At 56.1% G+C, this 17,617-nt stretch carries 12 protein-coding genes and 1 pseudogene; 3 read left to right on the top strand and 10 right to left on the bottom strand.

All coding sequences use genetic code 11. The features are described from left to right. Window positions 1-9 precede the first annotated feature (9 nt). The 7 genes from J3361_RS03265 to J3361_RS03235 form a co-directional block, all read right to left on the bottom strand. On the bottom strand, window positions 10-1,458 hold the full coding sequence (locus tag J3361_RS03265; RefSeq protein ID WP_207962453.1) for an APC family permease: 1,449 nt from the start codon (window positions 1,456-1,458) through the stop codon (window positions 10-12). Between the two features lie 331 nt (window positions 1,459-1,789). Beyond that, entirely contained in the window at window positions 1,790-3,265 is a 1,476-nt protein-coding gene (locus J3361_RS03260) for an NAD-dependent succinate-semialdehyde dehydrogenase (RefSeq protein ID WP_279382041.1), read from the bottom strand. Window positions 3,266-3,333: 68 nt separating this feature from the next. Beyond that, window positions 3,334-5,046, bottom strand: coding sequence for an NAD(P)/FAD-dependent oxidoreductase (locus J3361_RS03255; protein WP_046061875.1), 1,713 nt, complete (start codon window positions 5,044-5,046; stop codon window positions 3,334-3,336). Between the two features lie 77 nt (window positions 5,047-5,123). After that, on the bottom strand, window positions 5,124-5,564 hold the full coding sequence (locus J3361_RS03250) for a hypothetical protein (protein ID WP_046062112.1): 441 nt from the start codon (window positions 5,562-5,564) through the stop codon (window positions 5,124-5,126). Window positions 5,565-5,566: 2 nt separating this feature from the next. Further along, a complete protein-coding gene (locus tag J3361_RS03245) occupies window positions 5,567-6,916 on the bottom strand; it encodes an aspartate aminotransferase family protein (RefSeq protein WP_046061876.1) in 1,350 nt (449 codons plus the stop codon). 5 nt (window positions 6,917-6,921) lie between these two features. Further along, entirely contained in the window at window positions 6,922-7,986 is a 1,065-nt protein-coding gene (locus tag J3361_RS03240; RefSeq protein ID WP_046061877.1) for a phosphotransferase, read from the bottom strand. Between the two features lie 145 nt (window positions 7,987-8,131). Beyond that, entirely contained in the window at window positions 8,132-9,577 is a 1,446-nt protein-coding gene (locus tag J3361_RS03235; protein WP_046061878.1) for a gamma-aminobutyraldehyde dehydrogenase, read from the bottom strand. A gap of 131 nt (window positions 9,578-9,708) precedes the next feature. Here J3361_RS03235 and J3361_RS03230 point away from each other — a divergent pair, with 131 nt between their 5' ends. Continuing rightward, window positions 9,709-11,223 (top strand): PLP-dependent aminotransferase family protein, encoded by a 1,515-nt coding sequence (locus tag J3361_RS03230; protein WP_046061879.1) that lies wholly within the window; start codon window positions 9,709-9,711, stop codon window positions 11,221-11,223. Continuing rightward, window positions 11,220-11,428: pseudogene (locus J3361_RS29415) on the top strand (hypothetical protein); the annotation flags it as partial. The gene J3361_RS03230 and the pseudogene J3361_RS29415, both read left to right, overlap by 4 nt. A gap of 297 nt (window positions 11,429-11,725) precedes the next feature. Here J3361_RS29415 and J3361_RS03225 read toward each other — a convergent pair. The 3 genes from J3361_RS03225 to J3361_RS03215 form a co-directional block, all read right to left on the bottom strand. Further along, complete coding sequence (locus tag J3361_RS03225; protein WP_046061880.1) at window positions 11,726-12,676, bottom strand: C-terminal binding protein; 951 nt, start codon at window positions 12,674-12,676, stop codon at window positions 11,726-11,728. A 67-nt stretch (window positions 12,677-12,743) separates the two neighbouring features. Beyond that, entirely contained in the window at window positions 12,744-14,204 is a 1,461-nt protein-coding gene (locus J3361_RS03220; RefSeq protein ID WP_052719904.1) for an APC family permease, read from the bottom strand. Window positions 14,205-14,396: 192 nt separating this feature from the next. After that, the gene (locus J3361_RS03215; RefSeq protein ID WP_052719905.1) at window positions 14,397-15,929 is read right to left on the bottom strand and encodes an aldehyde dehydrogenase family protein; all 1,533 of its coding nucleotides are present in this window, start codon (window positions 15,927-15,929) and stop codon (window positions 14,397-14,399) included. Between the two features lie 364 nt (window positions 15,930-16,293). Between J3361_RS03215 and J3361_RS03210 the strand changes: the two genes are divergently transcribed. Beyond that, window positions 16,294-17,547, top strand: a complete 1,254-nt coding sequence (locus J3361_RS03210; protein ID WP_046061881.1) for an aminotransferase class III-fold pyridoxal phosphate-dependent enzyme — start codon at window positions 16,294-16,296, stop codon at window positions 17,545-17,547. Window positions 17,548-17,617 lie beyond the last annotated feature (70 nt).

The raw sequence follows: 17,617 nt of genomic DNA, 5'->3' as shown, positions 1-17,617 counted from the left end.
ACCGAGTTGTCAGACTTGATCGCCTAACGAGGACTCCAACCGTGCATATTTTTCGGGTAACCGGACACTTAAGTAGAATGCGCCCAGGAAACCCAGCGCAAACGAACCAAACAACAGCGCCATGAAGAACACCTCAAGTGCGCCTTGTACGCCCAGTAAGACATCGAAGCTGGTCAGGGCAAAATAAAGAAACGGTAGGAGACCTGCGACGCTTAACAGGGGAGCGAGGAAGGTGTGCCATATCCGCTTATCCACCTTGGAGCGACGGAAGAACACAAAGATCGCAATACTGGCAATGCACTGGATGGTAATGATTCCGGCCGCACCGACACCGGTAAACCAGGTGAACAGCGTGTCGTAGGGGTTCAGTCCAAGCACTGCGAAGATCGCGACCACTATGGCCACCATTGCGGTTTGCACGTAACACGCCACATGGGGCGACTTCTGGACCGGATGAGTCGAGCCCAGCTTCTGGCTGAGCAAACCCTGGCGCCCCAAAGAGTAGAGGTATCGAGCAACGTTGCTGTGAAACGTCACGATGGCGGCAAACAGACTGGTAATCACCAGCACCTGAAATAGCTCGGTCGCCCAACCTCCAAGTATCTTGTCGCTGACCCAGAAAATCAGATTGCCCGATTGGTCTTTGGCCACTGCCACCGCTTCGTTTGCACCGATCGCGTTAATGATCAACCAGGCTGTCAGCGCATAAAACACGCCCATGAAAATCACCGCGATGTAGGTGGCAATCGGAACTGTACGTTTGGGATCGCGCGCTTCCTCGCCGTAGATGGCCGTGCCTTCGAAGCCAATGAACGAAGCATGGGCGAACATCAGAGCGACACCAATTGCGCCGGAAAACGTCGCGGAAGGGCTGAATGGTTCGAACGAAAACTGGCTCGCTGGCACCGAGTGATCGCCAAACAAAATGCCCAGGTCCAGTATTAGGATGATTGCCGTCTCCAGCGTGAGCAGGACCGCCAACACCACGGCGCCTGCATGCAAACGCCGTAACCCCAGCCACAGGCACATCGCCATGGCCGTGAAGGAATAAACCCACCAAGGCAAATGGACGTTAAGTTGCTTGCCGAGCAGCTCATTGAGGTAATAGCCGATACCTCCGTACAGGCCAAGTTGAATAGCGTTATAGGAAAAAATTGCCAAAGATGCAGAACCCAGTCCCATGGGGCGGCCGATGCCTTTGGTGATGTAGGCGTAGAACGCCCCGGCGTTGGTGATGTGTTTACTCATCGCCACGTAACCCACAGCGAACAGCAACAGCACCAGGGCGACCGCCACAAATGCGCCGGCAATGCCTATGCCGTTTCCGGAACCAATGATGACAGGGAACAACGCGACAACCACGGTCAGCGGCGCCGCAGCGGCGATCACAAAGAACACGATACCCATGATGCCGATACTGTCTCGCTCGAGGTCTCGGCTATCAGAATTTGGGGTCATGGTCTTTCCCGGTATTGATCCCGTTAAGTCCAGCGTAGCTGGTTTATTACTATATTCGTATGACATCGCTAAAACCCTGTAGGTAGTGAGTTTTTTATTTCGGTAAAGCGAGGCAGTCGTTAAACAAGCAATACTTGGCAGCGTGCCTATATACACCTCGGCACTTTCTGGTTTTTCGTAGTAACAAGTGTCCTTATTATTGATGAATCGGTGCAAACGTTGTTCGTAGGTCCGTCATACCCCTGTACCGCGACAACCAAAAAACCTCTTCAGACTGTTCGCGCCCAAATCAAATATTTTAGAACTGACGTTCATCATATAAGACGTGTATTTATGACTCCAAAGTACAACGCTCAAGTTTGGTCGATATGAACTTCACATCGAGGTACTCTTGAAGTCCCCAGTGACCACCTTCCCTGCCCAGTCCGCTGTCCTTATTGCCACCGAACGGCGCTTGTGCGGTCGATGGTGCTCCATCGTTGACGCCGATCATTCCGTATTCCAACGCTTCAGCCACCAGTTGCGCTCGGGTCAGGTTCCTTGTCCACAGATAAGCCGCCAAGCCGTATGGCGATGCGTTGGCTGCCGCCACCACTTCAGCTTCACTGTCGAACGTAATCAGCGGCGCCACCGGGCCAAAGGTTTCCTCCTGCATGATCAACATCGTTGCAGTCACGTCCTGGAGCACGGTCGGTTGAACATAGAAACCTTCCATCCGGACACCTCCGGCGATGATTCGAGCACCTTGGGCCACCGCATCGGCGATATGGCTGAGCGCTTTATCGCGAGCATGTTCATCCACCAACGGACCTATCCGGGTGGACTCTAGTAATGGGTCGCCCACCTGGAGCCGATTGACCGCAACGGCAAGTTTTTCGGCGAACTGACTGGCGATCGAGCGATGAACATAGATGCGATTGGTGCACACACAGGTCTGTCCAGCATTGCGGAATTTGCAAGCCACGACCTCATCCACCGCCGCGTCCAGATCGGCATCTTCAAAAATGATGAACGGCGCATGCCCCCCCAATTCCAGAGACATCCTTTTGAGTGTCTTGGCCGACTGTTCGTACAGACGCTTGCCCACTTCTGTGCTACCGGTAAAGGTGAGTTTGCGAATACGCGGATCATCGAACATCACCTGAGACACCGTCCGCGGATCCGCAGTGGTAATCACCTGCAAGGTTCCAGGAGGGCCCCCGACGTCTTCCCACAGTTTGGCGAAATACAGGGCTGTGAGCGGTGCTTGCACGGGAGGTTTGACAATGGCCGTACACCCCACTGCTAGCGCCGGCGCCAACTTGCGGGTGATCATCGCCGCAGGAAAATTCCACGGTGTAATGGCATACACAGGCCCAACCGGCTGTTGCAGGGTCGCCAGCCGTTTATCGCCATGTTGGCTCGGCATGCTTTCGCCGCCGACACGCCGCCCTTCTTCGGCAAACCAGTCGATAAACGAAGCAGCGTAAACGACTTCTCCACGGGCTTCCTGAATCGGCTTGCCCATTTCCATGGTGATGGTACGGGCAATGCCCTCGGTGTGTTCGATAACGGCGTTGTACCAGGCACGCAGCAGTGCGCACCGATGATGAGCGGTTGTCTGACGCCAGGTCTGGAAGGCGGCACTGGCGGCATCGGCAGCCAGCATCGCCTCTTCAATACCGGCGCTCGGAAGCTCGGCGATGATTTCCCCGGTCGCGGGAGAACGCACCGGGAACCAGCCAAAGGCGCTGATCCATTGACCATTGACGAACATCTTGCGACGACCGCCATCGTTCGAGCCCGGTGTAAAGATTGGAAGTTTCATGTAGTGATCCACCTATTCGGTTATGCCGCCTTCCCATCAAGAGAAAGACACGCCGTACACAATCGCTGTCACTTGCTCAGGCGTTCGGTCAGGCTTCGAAAAATGCGCGACCTGGCGACCTGATAGCCGAGGCGTTGCCCGACATCCGTTTTCAACAAATTGCCAATCAGCCCATTATCCGCCTTGAGCACCTTTCGCCCCGCTGCCGTATCGGTTTGCCCGGCCAGGTCGGCAAGGATGCGTTGCGCCGCGTTGTGCCCGGGCATACCACTGACACCGCCGCCTGGATGGCTGCCGGAACCACAAAGGTAATAACCGGGAACCGGCGTCCGGTAATGCGCGGCCGCTTTGATGGGGCGATTGTCGAAGAGGTTGTCCAGGCCGATCATGGACTGGTGGAAGATGTTTCCACGGGTGATGTGATAATCGCGATGCAGATCCAGTGGGGTGATCACATGGCGAGCGAGAATGTGATTGCGCATATTCGGTGCATAGCGGAAATAGATCTCCAGCACCTTGTCAGCCCACTCTTCCTTGCGTGTGTCCCAATCGCCATGGGCCAGGTCAAATGGCAATTGCTGCACCCCCAACGAGAGCGTATGCGTACCTGGCTGGCTCACCAGTCCCGGGTGGGTCACAGAGGGAATCAGCGCCTCAACCACCATGTCATCTGGAAACTCTCCACGCTGCTGTGCTTGCCAGGCCATTTCATACAGGGCCGGGGATGGGCCGAGAATGTTCAAACCCTGATGCTGGGGCCCCAGCTTGCCGCCCGGAAAGCCGACATAATCCGGCAGCGCGTCCACCAGCAGGTGAATACGCGCCATGGAGCCGCGCTGATCAATCTCCTTGGCATCGGCTGCCGCCGCCTCTGGTAGCGCCCCATTGGGTAACAACCCCACCAAAGAGCGAGTCGGGTCTGCACCGGAGATGACTAGTGGCGCTCGAATCTGCTCGCCCGAGGCCAGCAGAACCCCCACTGCCTTACCTTCTTCAATCAACACCTGCTGTATGGTCGTACTCGTTTCAACCCTTCCACCGAATGCTTGCAAGGCGCTAACCAGCGATTCACTGATCATGCCCATCCCGCCTTTCGGCAGGCCATAACGACCGAACTGACCTTCGAACTCTCCCAGTGCGTGATAGCCATAGACATAAGCAGTGCCTGGCGTGGTTGGACTTCCCCACGTGGAGACCAACCCCATGAACATCATGAAACCGCGAAGACGATCAGACTCTATGTAGTCCTTCAGCAGGTCCTCGGCCGAAGCCGTCATGAACGCGTCGTACAGCGCGCTTTCACCGGCGTCGTCAAAGATTGCTTTCAAGCGTTGTTGAGTTGGCGGGTCGCTGAGCTGGATCTCATGCGTCAGCTCACCGAAACGCTTGAGCCGCGTGGCGAAACGCATGAAGTTGGCGCCATCGGCCTTGTTGTGCTCTTCGATCGAACGCAGGGTCTTGTCGATCTCCTGCCAGAACATCACCCGATCGCCGTCATCCCATAGCGCCATTTCCTGCAAGCCCGGAGCCACTGACTCGAGGCCATATTTTTTCAGTTCCAGGTCGTCGACCACTTCCTGTCGAAACATCATCTGAATGTACGAGCAAGAAGAGAAAATAGCGCCCGGTATCAGTTCTTCACTGGTACAGGCGCCACCCACAATCGGCCTGGCCTCCAACACCAATACCTTGAGGCCCGCCCTGGCCAGATAGTTTGCACACACCAGCCCGTTATGGCCGGCACCGATGATCAGGGCATCAAGATCGTTATGCTTACTCACGGCGTCATTCCATCTGAATGTGAAATCGAGTGCCTGCCCACCTGCACGGTGAACAGGCCGCCTGCACGGCCAGCGACTCAGGCCGGCAGCACCAACTTGAACAACTGGTGATCAGTGAAGGTGTCATCCGGGTGACCGACAAAATTGCCCGTCACAATGCCGGTCGCACCTTCGAATCGGCCACCACCACGAATCACACGCCAAGCGATCGAACCAGTGCTGTAGCCGCTTGCCAGCACTTTGAACTGGCCTGGCATGACCGTTTCAACATCGAGATAACTGTCGATCCCAGGGAAGTCGACTCGACCGGTTTCCCAACTTTGCTCCCCCCGCACGGTCACCACCGTATCGAAGTGCGCGACACCGGTCGGCACCTGCAACGCCCCTTCGCCCTGCACGTCCGCCAATGGATCAAGTGCAAGAATCAGACCCTGGGCACGGGACCGTACGACACCGGTGGCGTGGCCGATGGCTTCGGCCTTGCCAGTGAAGTAGATCAGCATGGAATAGGTTTTCATCATCAACCTCTCACACCAGTGGTTTTGCTCAGTTCAGCCATGACGTCGGCCAGAATGTCGAGGAAGTACGCGGCGTTGTCAGCGGTGAATGGCAACGGAGGGCGGATCTTCAGCACATTGCCTAACGGACTGGAAGCGCTGATCAATACGTTATGCTCGCGCAATTTGTTGACCACATGCATGGCCAGTTCCTCGTGCGGTTCTTTGGTAAGCGGGTCCTTGACGAACTCGGCGCCGATGAACAGACCCGCCCCCCGGACATCACCGATAACCGGATATTCCTTGGCCAGATCACGCAGACCGGCACGCAATACTTCACCGACTACAAGAGAATTCTTCTGCAGGCTTTCCGCTTCGATCACCTCCAATACCGCCATCGCCGCGGCGGTGGAAACCGGATTACCGCCAAAGGTATTGAAGTAGCGCGCGGTCGTTGCAAAACGGGTCAGCAGTTCCGGTTTAGCCACCACACCACCGATGGGAAGACCGTTGCCCATTGGCTTGCCCATGATCACCAGGTCTGGCACGACACCGTGACGCTGGAAGCCCCAAAACGTATCACCAGTACGCGCGAAACCAGGCTGTACCTCGTCAGCGATGAACAGCCCGCCAGCCCGGCGGACAGCTTCGACGGCCTTGACCAGAAAACCACGCGGGTCGGAGAAGACACCATCACTGGAGAATATGGTGTCTGTCACCAGCGCAGCCGGACGGATGCCGTGACGCAGCATGTCCGCGATTGCCGCTTCAACCGACTCGGCGAACGCGTCGCCGACGTCCTTGTCGCCCGCACGATAGGCATCCGGTGCCGGGACCAGGCGCACCATACTGCCCAGCGCCACGCCCTCACCCAAAGACGGAGACATCTCGGCAATCGCAGCAGTAATGCCGTGGTAGGCGTTTTCAGTCACGATGATGCCAGTATTACCGGTATGACAACGCGCGATTCGTACCGCAAGGTCCGATGACTCACTGCCGGTGCATGTAAACATGACGTTCGCCAATTCCTCGGGGAAGGTAGCGATAAGCTTTTCGGCGTAGGTCAGTACAGTGTCGTACAGATAACGGGTATGGGTATTAAGCAGTGCCATCTGTTTGGAAACCGCCTCCACGACATGAGGATGGCAATGTCCTACCGAAGGCACGTTGTTGTACACATCCAGGTACGGCGTGTTGTGCGAGTCGTACATCCATACGCCTTCAGCACGGACGAAGTGCACAGGCTTCTCATAGAACAACTTGTAGGACGGGCCCAGCACCTTTGCGCGTCGTTTGAGCAGTTGTTCGATCACTGGATCCAGGCCATGAGCCTGAGCAGGATCGAATGAGTTAATCATCAATGGACGATTCATTTATTTCACTCCAGGTTGCATGCTTTGCGAAGAATGGATTGGGCATCCGCTCGGCTGACTTGCGCCAATCGCTGGAGCCCGTACCAGGCAACGCCTGTGTTCTTGAGGATGTAATGACGGTTTGCGGGATATAGACGTGCCCGAAACTCGGTGATCGCAATCGCGGTACACAGACGCGTGATAATCAGGTCATAAAGCAGGTCCACTTCCTCGAGCAGGAGCGGTAGCACGCGGTGATAGGCCCCAAGCATCTCGGCCACTTTGCTCAACGGGTGGTCGCCATTGGTGTGATAACTGGCGGCGATAGCGATGTCGTTGATCAACTGGGTCGCCACCATGTCGCCAAAATCGAGGATGCCCGAGACTTCATCATGGCGCCCCTCATCCATTAGGATGTTGTGTGGATTGAAGTCGGCATGAACCACCTGGCTGCGCATGTTGATAAGGCGGGAGTAGACGACTTCGTCGAAATAATCGAAGCCTGCCCGAACCAGATCCCAGGGTTTATTGCCATCGGCATGCTGCGTTGATGGCAGCATCTCCCGGCAAGCTGCCGCTTGCTGAATGTCCCACGCCAGGACTCGATCAGCACCCGGGTGATTGAAGCCACGCAGCGCTAACCCAAGCTCGGCCAGACTGATGCCGATGTTGCGCAACTGGGCTTGCGAGCTGACACTTTTCGGCAAAGCCAAGCCGTCCAAAAACGAAGTCATCCAGATAATTCGTCTTGGATTGTCACCCACTTTCGCCTCAAAGGACGTTTCACCGCTAGGCGACGCAATCAATAGAGGAACTGGAATATGCGGTGCGCGTTCGGCCAGCCAGGCCAGCGCTTGAATCTGCATATCGATGGTCGCGTGATCATCTGCAGGGTTCGACATCCGCAGGATGTACTGCAAGCCGTCGACTGAAAAAACATGGAACAGCTCGTCACGCTCACAACTGATTCGCGTGCATCGGACACTCTTGCCATACCGGCCCAGAACAAGCGCTTCGACGTCCGCCAAAGGCGTCTCTTCGACAGCGGTCGTCATGTTGCTCAGTGATAACGAAAGACCGTTAATAGTCATTGGATATGCTGCCTAATGCTATTCAGGACCCGTTTTCGAAGCACAGACCAGCCGTGACCTGACAAACAGGTCGCTCTGCAGTGCGTTCATAAGAGCCCCGAATCTCGAATATCGGGAGTACCCCCGCCGGAACGGGGGCGTCATATCATTCGAAGTTCATCATGACGTGACGAACGACCGTGTAATCTTCCAGGCAATAGATCGACTGATCCTTGCCATAACCAGACATCTTCATGCCTCCATGAGGCATTTCGCTAAGGAGGGTGAAGTGTTGATTGACCCAGGTGGTGCCGTATTGCAGGCGAGCGCTGACCTTGGCAGCGGTCTTGGCATCACGGGTCCAGACTGACGAAGCCAGGCCATAGCGGCTGTCATTTGCCCAGCCAATGACCTGATCGACATCCTGGAAGGAGGTCACTGAAACCACGGGCCCAAATACTTCACGCTGGACGATTTCGTCGGTTTGCAAGGCTCCGACGACGAGGGTCGGCTCGTAGTAGAAACCATTACCCGCCACATGCTTGCCACCCGTGATGACCTGGATATGCGGCTGATCCTTCGCTCGGTCGACAAAACCGGCAACACGTTCACGCTGTCGGGCGCTGATCAGTGGACCGAGCTCTGTACCGGCCTGGTCGGTGGGTCCGAGCTTGATTGAGCTCACAGCCTCCTTGAGGGCCGCGACGAGGATGTCATGGACGCTTTCATGCACGTAGATTCGGCAAGCGGCACAGCAATCCTGACCGGCGTTGTAGAAGCCAGCCGAGCGTACGGTGGCAACTACCGCCTCCAGGTCCGCGTCGGCCATCACGATCACCGGTGCCTTGCCGCCCAGCTCAAGGTGGGTGCGTTTGAGATTACCTGTCGCCGCTTGCAGGACTTTCTGGCCGGTGGTGACATCTCCTGTGATGGACATCATGTTGATGTCCGGGTGTTCACCCAGCGCTTGGCCGACCGTTTGCCCACGCCCGGTGACAATATTGACCACGCCAGGTGGCAGCATCTCGGCAAGAATACTGCCCAGTTTCAATGCGGTGAGCGGGGTGTTTTCCGAAGGTTTCATTACCACGGTATTCCCCACGGCAATCGGCGCAAAAATTTTCCAGGTGGCCATTGCCAATGGAAAGTTCCAGGGAGCAATGGCCCCGACCACCCCAACCGGGTCACGACGAATGATGCTCGTATGGTTGACTGCGTATTCGCCGGCCGCCAGCCCGGTCAGGCAACGCGCCGCGCCAGCAAAAAAACGAATGTTGTCCACCACGCCCGGGATCTCATCCTCAAGCATGCGCTCGTAGGGCTTGCCCACGTTCAACGATTCGATTTGGGCAAAAGCGGCGCCTTCCTGTTCGATTCGATCGGCAATTTTCAGCAGGAGCGCCGAGCGCTTTCCCGGGGGCAACTGCGACCAGGCTGGGAACGCCTTGCGAGCGGCGGCCACCGCTTGATCAATCTGTTCGAGGCTAGCTTCCGGCACTTCCCCCAGCACTCGACCGGTTGCCGGGTTCACCAGCGTTTCTGCTTGGCCTTCGCCGCGAACCAGCTTGCCGTCGATCAACAGATCAATCAAGAACTCTTGTGTAGTGCTCATAGTTACTCTCACGCTCGTCTGTAAAAACAGTGACAGGGCAACCAGCGCGTCACGACCCGGCTGCGCTCCTCGTTACAGACAAACTATGACAGTATGGACTGAGCCCCTATGTCCAATCGGAACTAGTTGTTATGTCCACTTTCGACCCCAATCTACTGTCTGACCTGATCCTAGCCACGCTGAAGGAAAGCAGCGGAATATCGTTGCAACGGCAGATCTACAAAGTGGTGCAGCAAGCAATCCTTGACGCGCGCTTGGCCCCGGGTCATCGTCTGCCTGCAACTCGCGCGCTGGCCAAAGAATTGAACGTCTCGCGCATGACCGTCACCTTGGCCTACGACAAACTGGGCGCCGAGGGATACATCGTCAGCACTCATGGCAGCGGCAGTTTCGTGGCCAATATTCACCCCGCCGTCAACCGGGCACAGATGGCAACGGAGCTTTCAGCGTCTGATGACAGACCAGGACTGTCACGCCGGGCGGTCGAATTGGTGGGCGGGACTCACGGGGCGACCCAGCATGAAGGCGCGTTCGTCCCGGGTGTCGCTGATACCACCAACTTTCCCTTCCATATCTGGCAACGCATGCAGAATCGATACGCCAAGAAGCCCTTCTCGGCGCTGACCGGCTATAGCAGCGACGGGGGGTATCTGCCTCTGCGTCAGGCCTTGGCGGAGTACTTGCAGATATCGCGCTCAGTAAAATGCAGCCCGCACCAGATCCTGATCACGATGGGAACGAATCAGTCCCTGGACTTGTGCGCGCATATGCTGGCCGACACGGGCGACGTCGCACTGATCGAGGAGCCCTGCAATTGGAGCACGGCACTTATATGGAAAGCGGCAAGCCTAAGAGTAGTGCCTGTTCCGATCGATGAGGATGGTGTCGCTGCTCAGCTCTTTCCCTTTCAGAAAACCAAGCCTGAAGACCAGCCAAAATTACTCTTCACGACACCGTCGCACCAATATCCGATGGGGGGCTCGATGGGCTTGCATCGGCGCCGACTGTTGATTGAATTGGCCAGGGAACACAACTTCTGGATTATTGAAGACGACTACGACAGCGAGTTCCGTTATGACTCCAGCCCCCTGCCCTCTCTGCAGGGACTGGATGAACATGAGCGAGTCATCTATCTGGGCACCTTTAGCAAGGTGATGTATCCAGGATTGCGAATGAGCTATCTGGTAGTGCCCGAAGCACTCGCCGACGCCTTCGCCAGTGGCCTGACGCAGCTGTATCGTCCAGGCCAACTTGGACTTCAGGCCGCCATGGCCGACTTTATCGGCGAGGGCTATTTCGCGACCCATATCAGAAGAATGCGGGGCATTTACGCTGAGCGTCAGCGCGAACTGAAACGTGCGTTGAACGAACACTTTGGTGACACCATAACAGTTTCAACCGGGAACACCGGACTGCACCTGACCATACAGTTCACCTCCAACATCGACCTCGCCAGAATGACAGCAGAGGCCAGAACGAGAGGCGTATATCTGCGCGACATAAGCCTCTATCACCAACTGCCGCATTCAATGAAAGGTTATGTCCTGGGTTATGGAGGGGTCAGGACGAATGATATCGAACCCGCCGTCAAAAAGATGGCCGAGGCCTATCTGGTAGCAAAAAACAGTAAAAACCAGGCATGCTGAATATGCGAGACGTGGATCGCTGCCAAAATCATGTACTGGCCGGCTCCCGGGTGAGGCGACACTGACTGCGTCACGATTATGCCGAAGAGAAGAAACATGCTTGGAATTTGTTGGTGATCAACTCAGTGCTGTGCTGTCCTCAACCTACGAGCATGCACCTAGCCAGTCGGTGATGTCCTTTCTCCATCCGAACAGCTACCGCTAAAAAAGCATAGATAAACCTTCATAGATGCCGCTACGAACGCTTACCTATGCAAAGGGTGAGTTCAGATATACGCGATAAATCCAAGCATCAGGGGAGCATTCAGGTCGCTGGCTCCGCCATATACGTACTTTCACTGTTGTGCCTGACAAGCCCCCACACAATCCTAACAATAAAAAAGCTACCACCTCAGAAGGTCACCGGGACGCCCGACACGCCCCGGCTACTGGGGTGGTGCTCGCAGTCTGCACGTACCTTCACCAGAATAGGCGCTGAGCCACGCCTACCCCAGACCGTCGATTAACTCACTACATCAGGCAGTACTTCGCCAACCAACGCGCGACGGGCACGCTCCACTGCACCGTCTTGCAGTGCCCCCAGGGAAGTGTTCGAGCGCCAGGCGATATGCGGGGTCAAGATCACGTTGGGAGCGTTACGTAAGGCGTTATCCGCCGGCAACGGTTCCTTGGCGAACACGTCCAGGGCCGCACCGGCGATGTGACCTTCATGCAGCGCTGCGGCGAGCGCTGGCTCGTCGATCAGCCCACCTCGGGATACGTTTATGATCACCGAGCCTTTGCGCATGCGCTTGAGCACTGCAGCGTTGATCATGTTACGGGTGTCGGCGTTAAGGGGAAGGTGCAGTGAAACCACGTCCGACTGCTCGAGCACTTCTTCGAGTGAAGCCTGGGTCACGTTGTCGAAAGTAGCGTAAGGATCGTAGGCTTTCACACGAGTCCCCAGCGCCGCCCACCAGCCGGCCGTTAGGCGACCAATCCGGCCCATGCCGACAATACCCACATCCATGTTGGCAAGCTTCGGTGTGTCATAGGCAATCGTGCCCGCCCAACCACCTCTCTCGATCGAGGCCTGGCCTTGAGGCAAACGGCGAGCCAGTGCAATGCCCATCGCCAGCGCATGTGCGGCCACTTCTTCAGAAGAGGCGTCCGGAACGATCGACACCGGAATGTTGAGGCGGTTTGCAGCGTTGACGTCGATGTTGTCGTAGCCCATGCCGTAACGAACAACCGCCTTGCATCGTGTCATGCCCGAAAACTCGGTTTCGTTCACCTTGCCATACGGAGTCACCATGACGATAACAGCATTCGTCATCCCCTCGGTGAAGGCTTGTTGATCAGCGGCAGCCACCAGTTCAAGGCCGAATTGGTTAGCCAATGCCAGCTCACGCTCAAGGTGCGGAAATTGGTGAGGGGCAATTAAAAGAGTTCCGTTGGAAATAGCCAAAGGCATCGCTCTAATCCTTATTTTTTAGAGTTCGAAAGAAGCCTCACCGCTACGCGGATGAGGCCCGGTTAAGTCAGTCGATTCGACGGCCTATACGGTCATAAATGACAGAGCCACGACGTTTGAAATAAAAGGCGAGCACAATGCCAGCGATGATGGACAGGTAGGTCAAACCAACCAGCCCCCACATCACAGCTGGCGGAGCATCGATTAACAGTTCAATGTTCATCGACGCAGTGACCAGAACTACACCTATACCGAAAGCAGCTATCAAGGGGGCATAAAAAATCTTCCACTTTGTCCCCCCCTGAGCGTCCCTTTTGAAGAACACCAAGACAGCAATCGACGTCATGAACAGCAGCAACAACATTCCGTAGAACGCGATTCCCGCTGCCGCGCCATAAAGCGACAGATCCTTGCCTCCCGTCGCGATCAACGCCAGCAGTGCCAACAGCCCCGCAGCCCCAACAGCCATTGCCGAACGATAGGGAGAACCGTGTTTAGGATGAACAGCGGCAAAATATTTGGGCAGAACCCCGTCCACACTCAGCGAGTGGGTGTAGCGCGAAAGAATGTTCTGCAACGCGAGGGTGGAGGCAAACATACTGGTGACGATTAATACATTGACAACCTGATTGGCGAACACGCCTACATATTTTAAGACTGCATCAGGCATCATCGTCGCTGGATTGGCCTGAGCCGCCGCGACAGCATTACTGGCACCAGACGCCAGGATCAGTCCGTAGGACGATATGGCATAGAACACGCCTAGAAAGATGATCGCCAGATAGGTCGCACGCGGGATTGTTTTGAGCGGGTCCCGAACCTCGTCCCGATAGATGGCCGTGGCTTCAAAACCGTTGAACAGACCAACGCTGAACAACAGCAGCAAACCCAGCTTGGGCGTCACAAGGCTCGCCGGGTTCCATGGCTCCAGTGCATAGCCTTCAGGTCCGCCATTGGAAATCACGGCGACGTCGAAGATAACGATTGCAATGATTTCAAGCACTAGAAGTGCCGACAGCACTTTGGCCGAAAATTCCACGTTGAAGTAACTCATAGCCCATACAACCAACAGCATGGCCAACGACCATACCCACCAGGAGATCGCAGCGGTGGGGACAAAGCTGGCAATCAGGTTGTTAACGGCAACACCAGCGAATACCAGCGCAGCGATAATGTTGAAGCCATAGGTCACAAGTGCGAGGAAAGACCCACCCAGTCCCATGGGACGTCCTAGGCCTTCGGTTATGTAGGTATAAAACGCCCCGGGTCGTGGAACCCTCCGGGTCATGTTGGTGAAGCCAGTCGCAAACATGATCATCAATATCGTGACACCCAAGAACGCGATAGGTACCCCAATGCCAAAACTGATATTGAAGGACAAAAATCCGCAAACAACACCCAGTGGCGCCGAAAATGCAAGTACGGTGAACATGAGATCGAGCGTTCCCATGTTGCCCTTGAGTTTGTAACCGGGTGCAGCTTCCTTCGCGTCGCCTGAAGCGAGTTTCAAACTTTCTATAGCGTTCATCTTTGATTTTCCTGTTGGCATTTTTATAATGTAAAAAATTTATAGGCAGGAGAAATACGAGCACGACTTTGTGAAGCATCCAAAGATATGGCTGTTTTTTGTTTTATGTCATGAGCCGCAATTCGCGGCTCATGACGTGGCAAACCTGAAGCTATTAAAAACACATACCGCACCCAGATTTAAGATCGGTTTTCACTCTAAGAGCAAACCTGCCAAATCTTTCACCGTTTTACGGCTTTGCTGGCGTGCAAATTGCTGCACATACCATTTGCCAAGCGCCTGTTTGCCCGTGGAACCACTGGCTTTCCAGCCGCCGAACGTTTGCGGACCTGGCCACCATCCTGTGGTCGCGTGTCCTGGTACATTAACGTCCACGCAACCGGCTTCTATCTCACGCAGAAACGTGCGCGCTTCTTCCATATCACCGGTATAGATGCCCGCGGTAAGGCCCATCGACGTCGCGTTGGCTGCGGTCATAGCATCTTCAAAACTGTCGACTTTGCTGATCGAAACCAGCGGCAGGAAGTACTCAGTAACTGCCAGTTCATGTTCAGCGGGCATGCCCGAGATTACCGTGGCCTCCACAAAGTAACCTTCTTGTTCCAGCACTTGGCCTCCGTCAACGCGATAGCCGCCGGCTTTAGCCCGCTCCACAACTTGCTTGAAACGCTGGACGGCGCGCTGGTTCACCAGTGGACCGCCGAAACTGTCTTTTACAGCTGGTTCGGCGATCACTACTTTCTGACGACGCTCGGCGACCAGTTCAACCAGGCGCTCGTAGGCCTTGGGTGTTGCAATCACACGGGAAAGCGCACTGCATTTTTGCCCTACCAGGTCGAACGCCGAGAACACGATTCCGTCAGCCGCCATTTCCAGATCAGCGGTGTCCGTGACAATCACAGGATTCTTGCCGCCCATTTCGGCGATTACCGGGCGTGGATAAGGGCCGCAGTTGAACTGTCGAATGATCTCCTGGCCCACGGCCACGGAACCCGTGAAGGACATGCCATCGACATTGCTCGCAACCAGCACACGTCCCGGTTCGTCGGCGCCGTGGATGATATTGACCAACCCTATGGGCAGGTCCATCGCCTCACACATTTCATACACGGCGTGGCAAGACCACGGGCCATCATGAGTTGCTTTGATCACCATCCCATTGCCAGCGATGATAGCGGCAATGGTAGGCCCGGCCGCCTGCACGATCGGGTAGTTGAACGGCGTAATAAACCCAAACACACCGTACGGACGAAGCACGGAGGCATTCGCGAACCCTGCGGGATCTGCCTCCCGCTCATCCTCAAAAGCACCCGGACGGCCCGCGTATTCAGTATAGAACTTCAGTATTTCCAACACTTCCGTAGCTTCGGCACGGGCGCCGGCACGGGTTTTACCAATTTCAACCGCTACGCGAACAGTCCAGTCGTCGATCTTGCCAGCAACGTAATCCAGCGCCTTGGCAACTCGTGCAATACGCTCCTTCAGCGGAACCTTGACCCATTCACGTTGCGCTTCGCGGCTCTTCTCGACTGCCAAGTGAACCAACTCGGCCGGCGCATCATGGCAACCGGAAACAATCACCGAAGGAAAGCTTGGGTCCTCACGCTTGAGCAGCGCACCGTCGAAGTACTTCTTACCCGCGATCACATGCGGAACTATCGTAGGCGGCTTGGCGCGTTGAGCCGCGACGGCGTTGGCGAAAAACTCATGGTTGGCGGTAGTCATCATCATCCTCGTACCAAAGGAATGGACACTCGGTCGAGTGTTCACTTGGTAATCAGGCTACCCACAAAGCCCCGCCTCAACTGTCCCAACCTGAGACATAAGCGTAACCGTTTGTTAACTATATATTTTTTCCAAACCCCCTCTTGCAGCATGCTTGCTCAAGTCTTCCTACGTAATTGAACATCGCTGCAAAAAGATAACGGCAACCGTCATCCTTGAATGCATACCCAACGACGCACACCGCCTCGCCGCTGATCGCACCTTGTCCCAACTCGGCACAGTTAGACGTTTTAAGCCGAAGTTAGTCTAGCCCCACGATGTCGACCACTTAGGGTCATTCTTCTCAGGAGACGGGCGGACTATCATGGCAAGCAATAACGACAACCACAGCCTCAACCAGGATCCTCAACTTCGTCGTGGCTCAAAGGGTTTCCCCCTTCTGCCCGGCGGCTATGGCCGGTCCACTTACTATCTGGGTGCGCCCACTCCCTACGCTGTTCGCGGCGAAGGGTACAAGGTATGGGATGACCGTGGTCGCGAACTAATTGATGCCAACAACAACTTCACAACTTTGATCCACGGCAACGCCCACCCCGCGCTAGTCGAGGCGGCCAGCCGGGTGATCAAGAACGGTAGCTGCTGGGGTATTCCGAACAAGCAGGAATGGGAACACGCGGAGTTGCTGCTGGCGCGTCTGCCGGGGCTGGATCAGGTTCGCTACACCAACTCCGGCACTGAAGCGGTCATGACTGCCGTTCGCGTGGCACGTGGCGTAACCGGGCGTGATGGCATCATCATGATGCAGAACGGGTACCACGGTTCTTCCGACCTGGCACTGTGCACAGGCGGCCCGCAATATCGCCGAGGCGTTCCGGCAGGCGTTTCCAATGACGTCACGCTGGTCGCTTTCAATGACCTTGCAGCCCTTGAAGAAGCCGTGGCTGCAAGACCGGATTACTTCGCGGCAATCATCATCGACGTACTCCCCAACCGCGCCGGATTGATCGCCGCCACACCGGAGTTCATCAAGGGTGCCCGCGCCCTGGCCTCGCGCTACGGCGTGGTATTGATCATTGATGAAGTCATCAGCCTGCGCCTTGGCTTTAACGGTGCCTGCACCGAATATGGCATTACCCCTGACCTGCTTACCACCGGCAAGCTGATTGGTGGCGGCTTCCCAGTAGGTGCATTCGCCGGCCGCGAAGAGTTGATGCGCCACCTTGACCCGACCGGCCCGAGCCCGCTTCCACAGGCCGGGACCTTTTCCGGCAATCCAGTGAGCATGGCGGCCGGCGCAGAGTCACTGCGTCTGCTGACACCCGACGCCATCGGCTCAATGAACGCATTGGGCGATGAAGCCCGCCTGGCCATTGCTGATCGAGTAGACGCACTGGGTTGGGAGGTTCGCGGCAAGGGCTCGTTGTTCCGCCCATTCCCCAAGACGGGAATCGCGTATACGACCGAGCTACAACACAGATTGTGGTGGGCAGCCTATGACCGTGGCGTGCTGCTCTCCCCAGCCAACTTGATCGCGCTTTCTTCACCAATGACTCAAGCGGTGGTCAACGACCTGGCGGATCGCCTGACGGATGCCATCAGCTTCGTCGCCAATAACTAATCCTCGATAACACCTGGGCCCGCAAAAAAGGCCCGGGCGACCTGCGCCTCGTTCAACGTCGAGCGGGCGC

Origin of the sequence: Pseudomonas sp. OA65, from assembly GCF_017498305.1 — a bacterium.
Lineage (GTDB): Bacteria > Pseudomonadota > Gammaproteobacteria > Pseudomonadales > Pseudomonadaceae > Aquipseudomonas > Aquipseudomonas zanjanensis.
The sequence above is the reverse complement of the archived record's forward strand: the minus strand, read 5'-3'. Positions and strand labels throughout refer to the sequence as shown.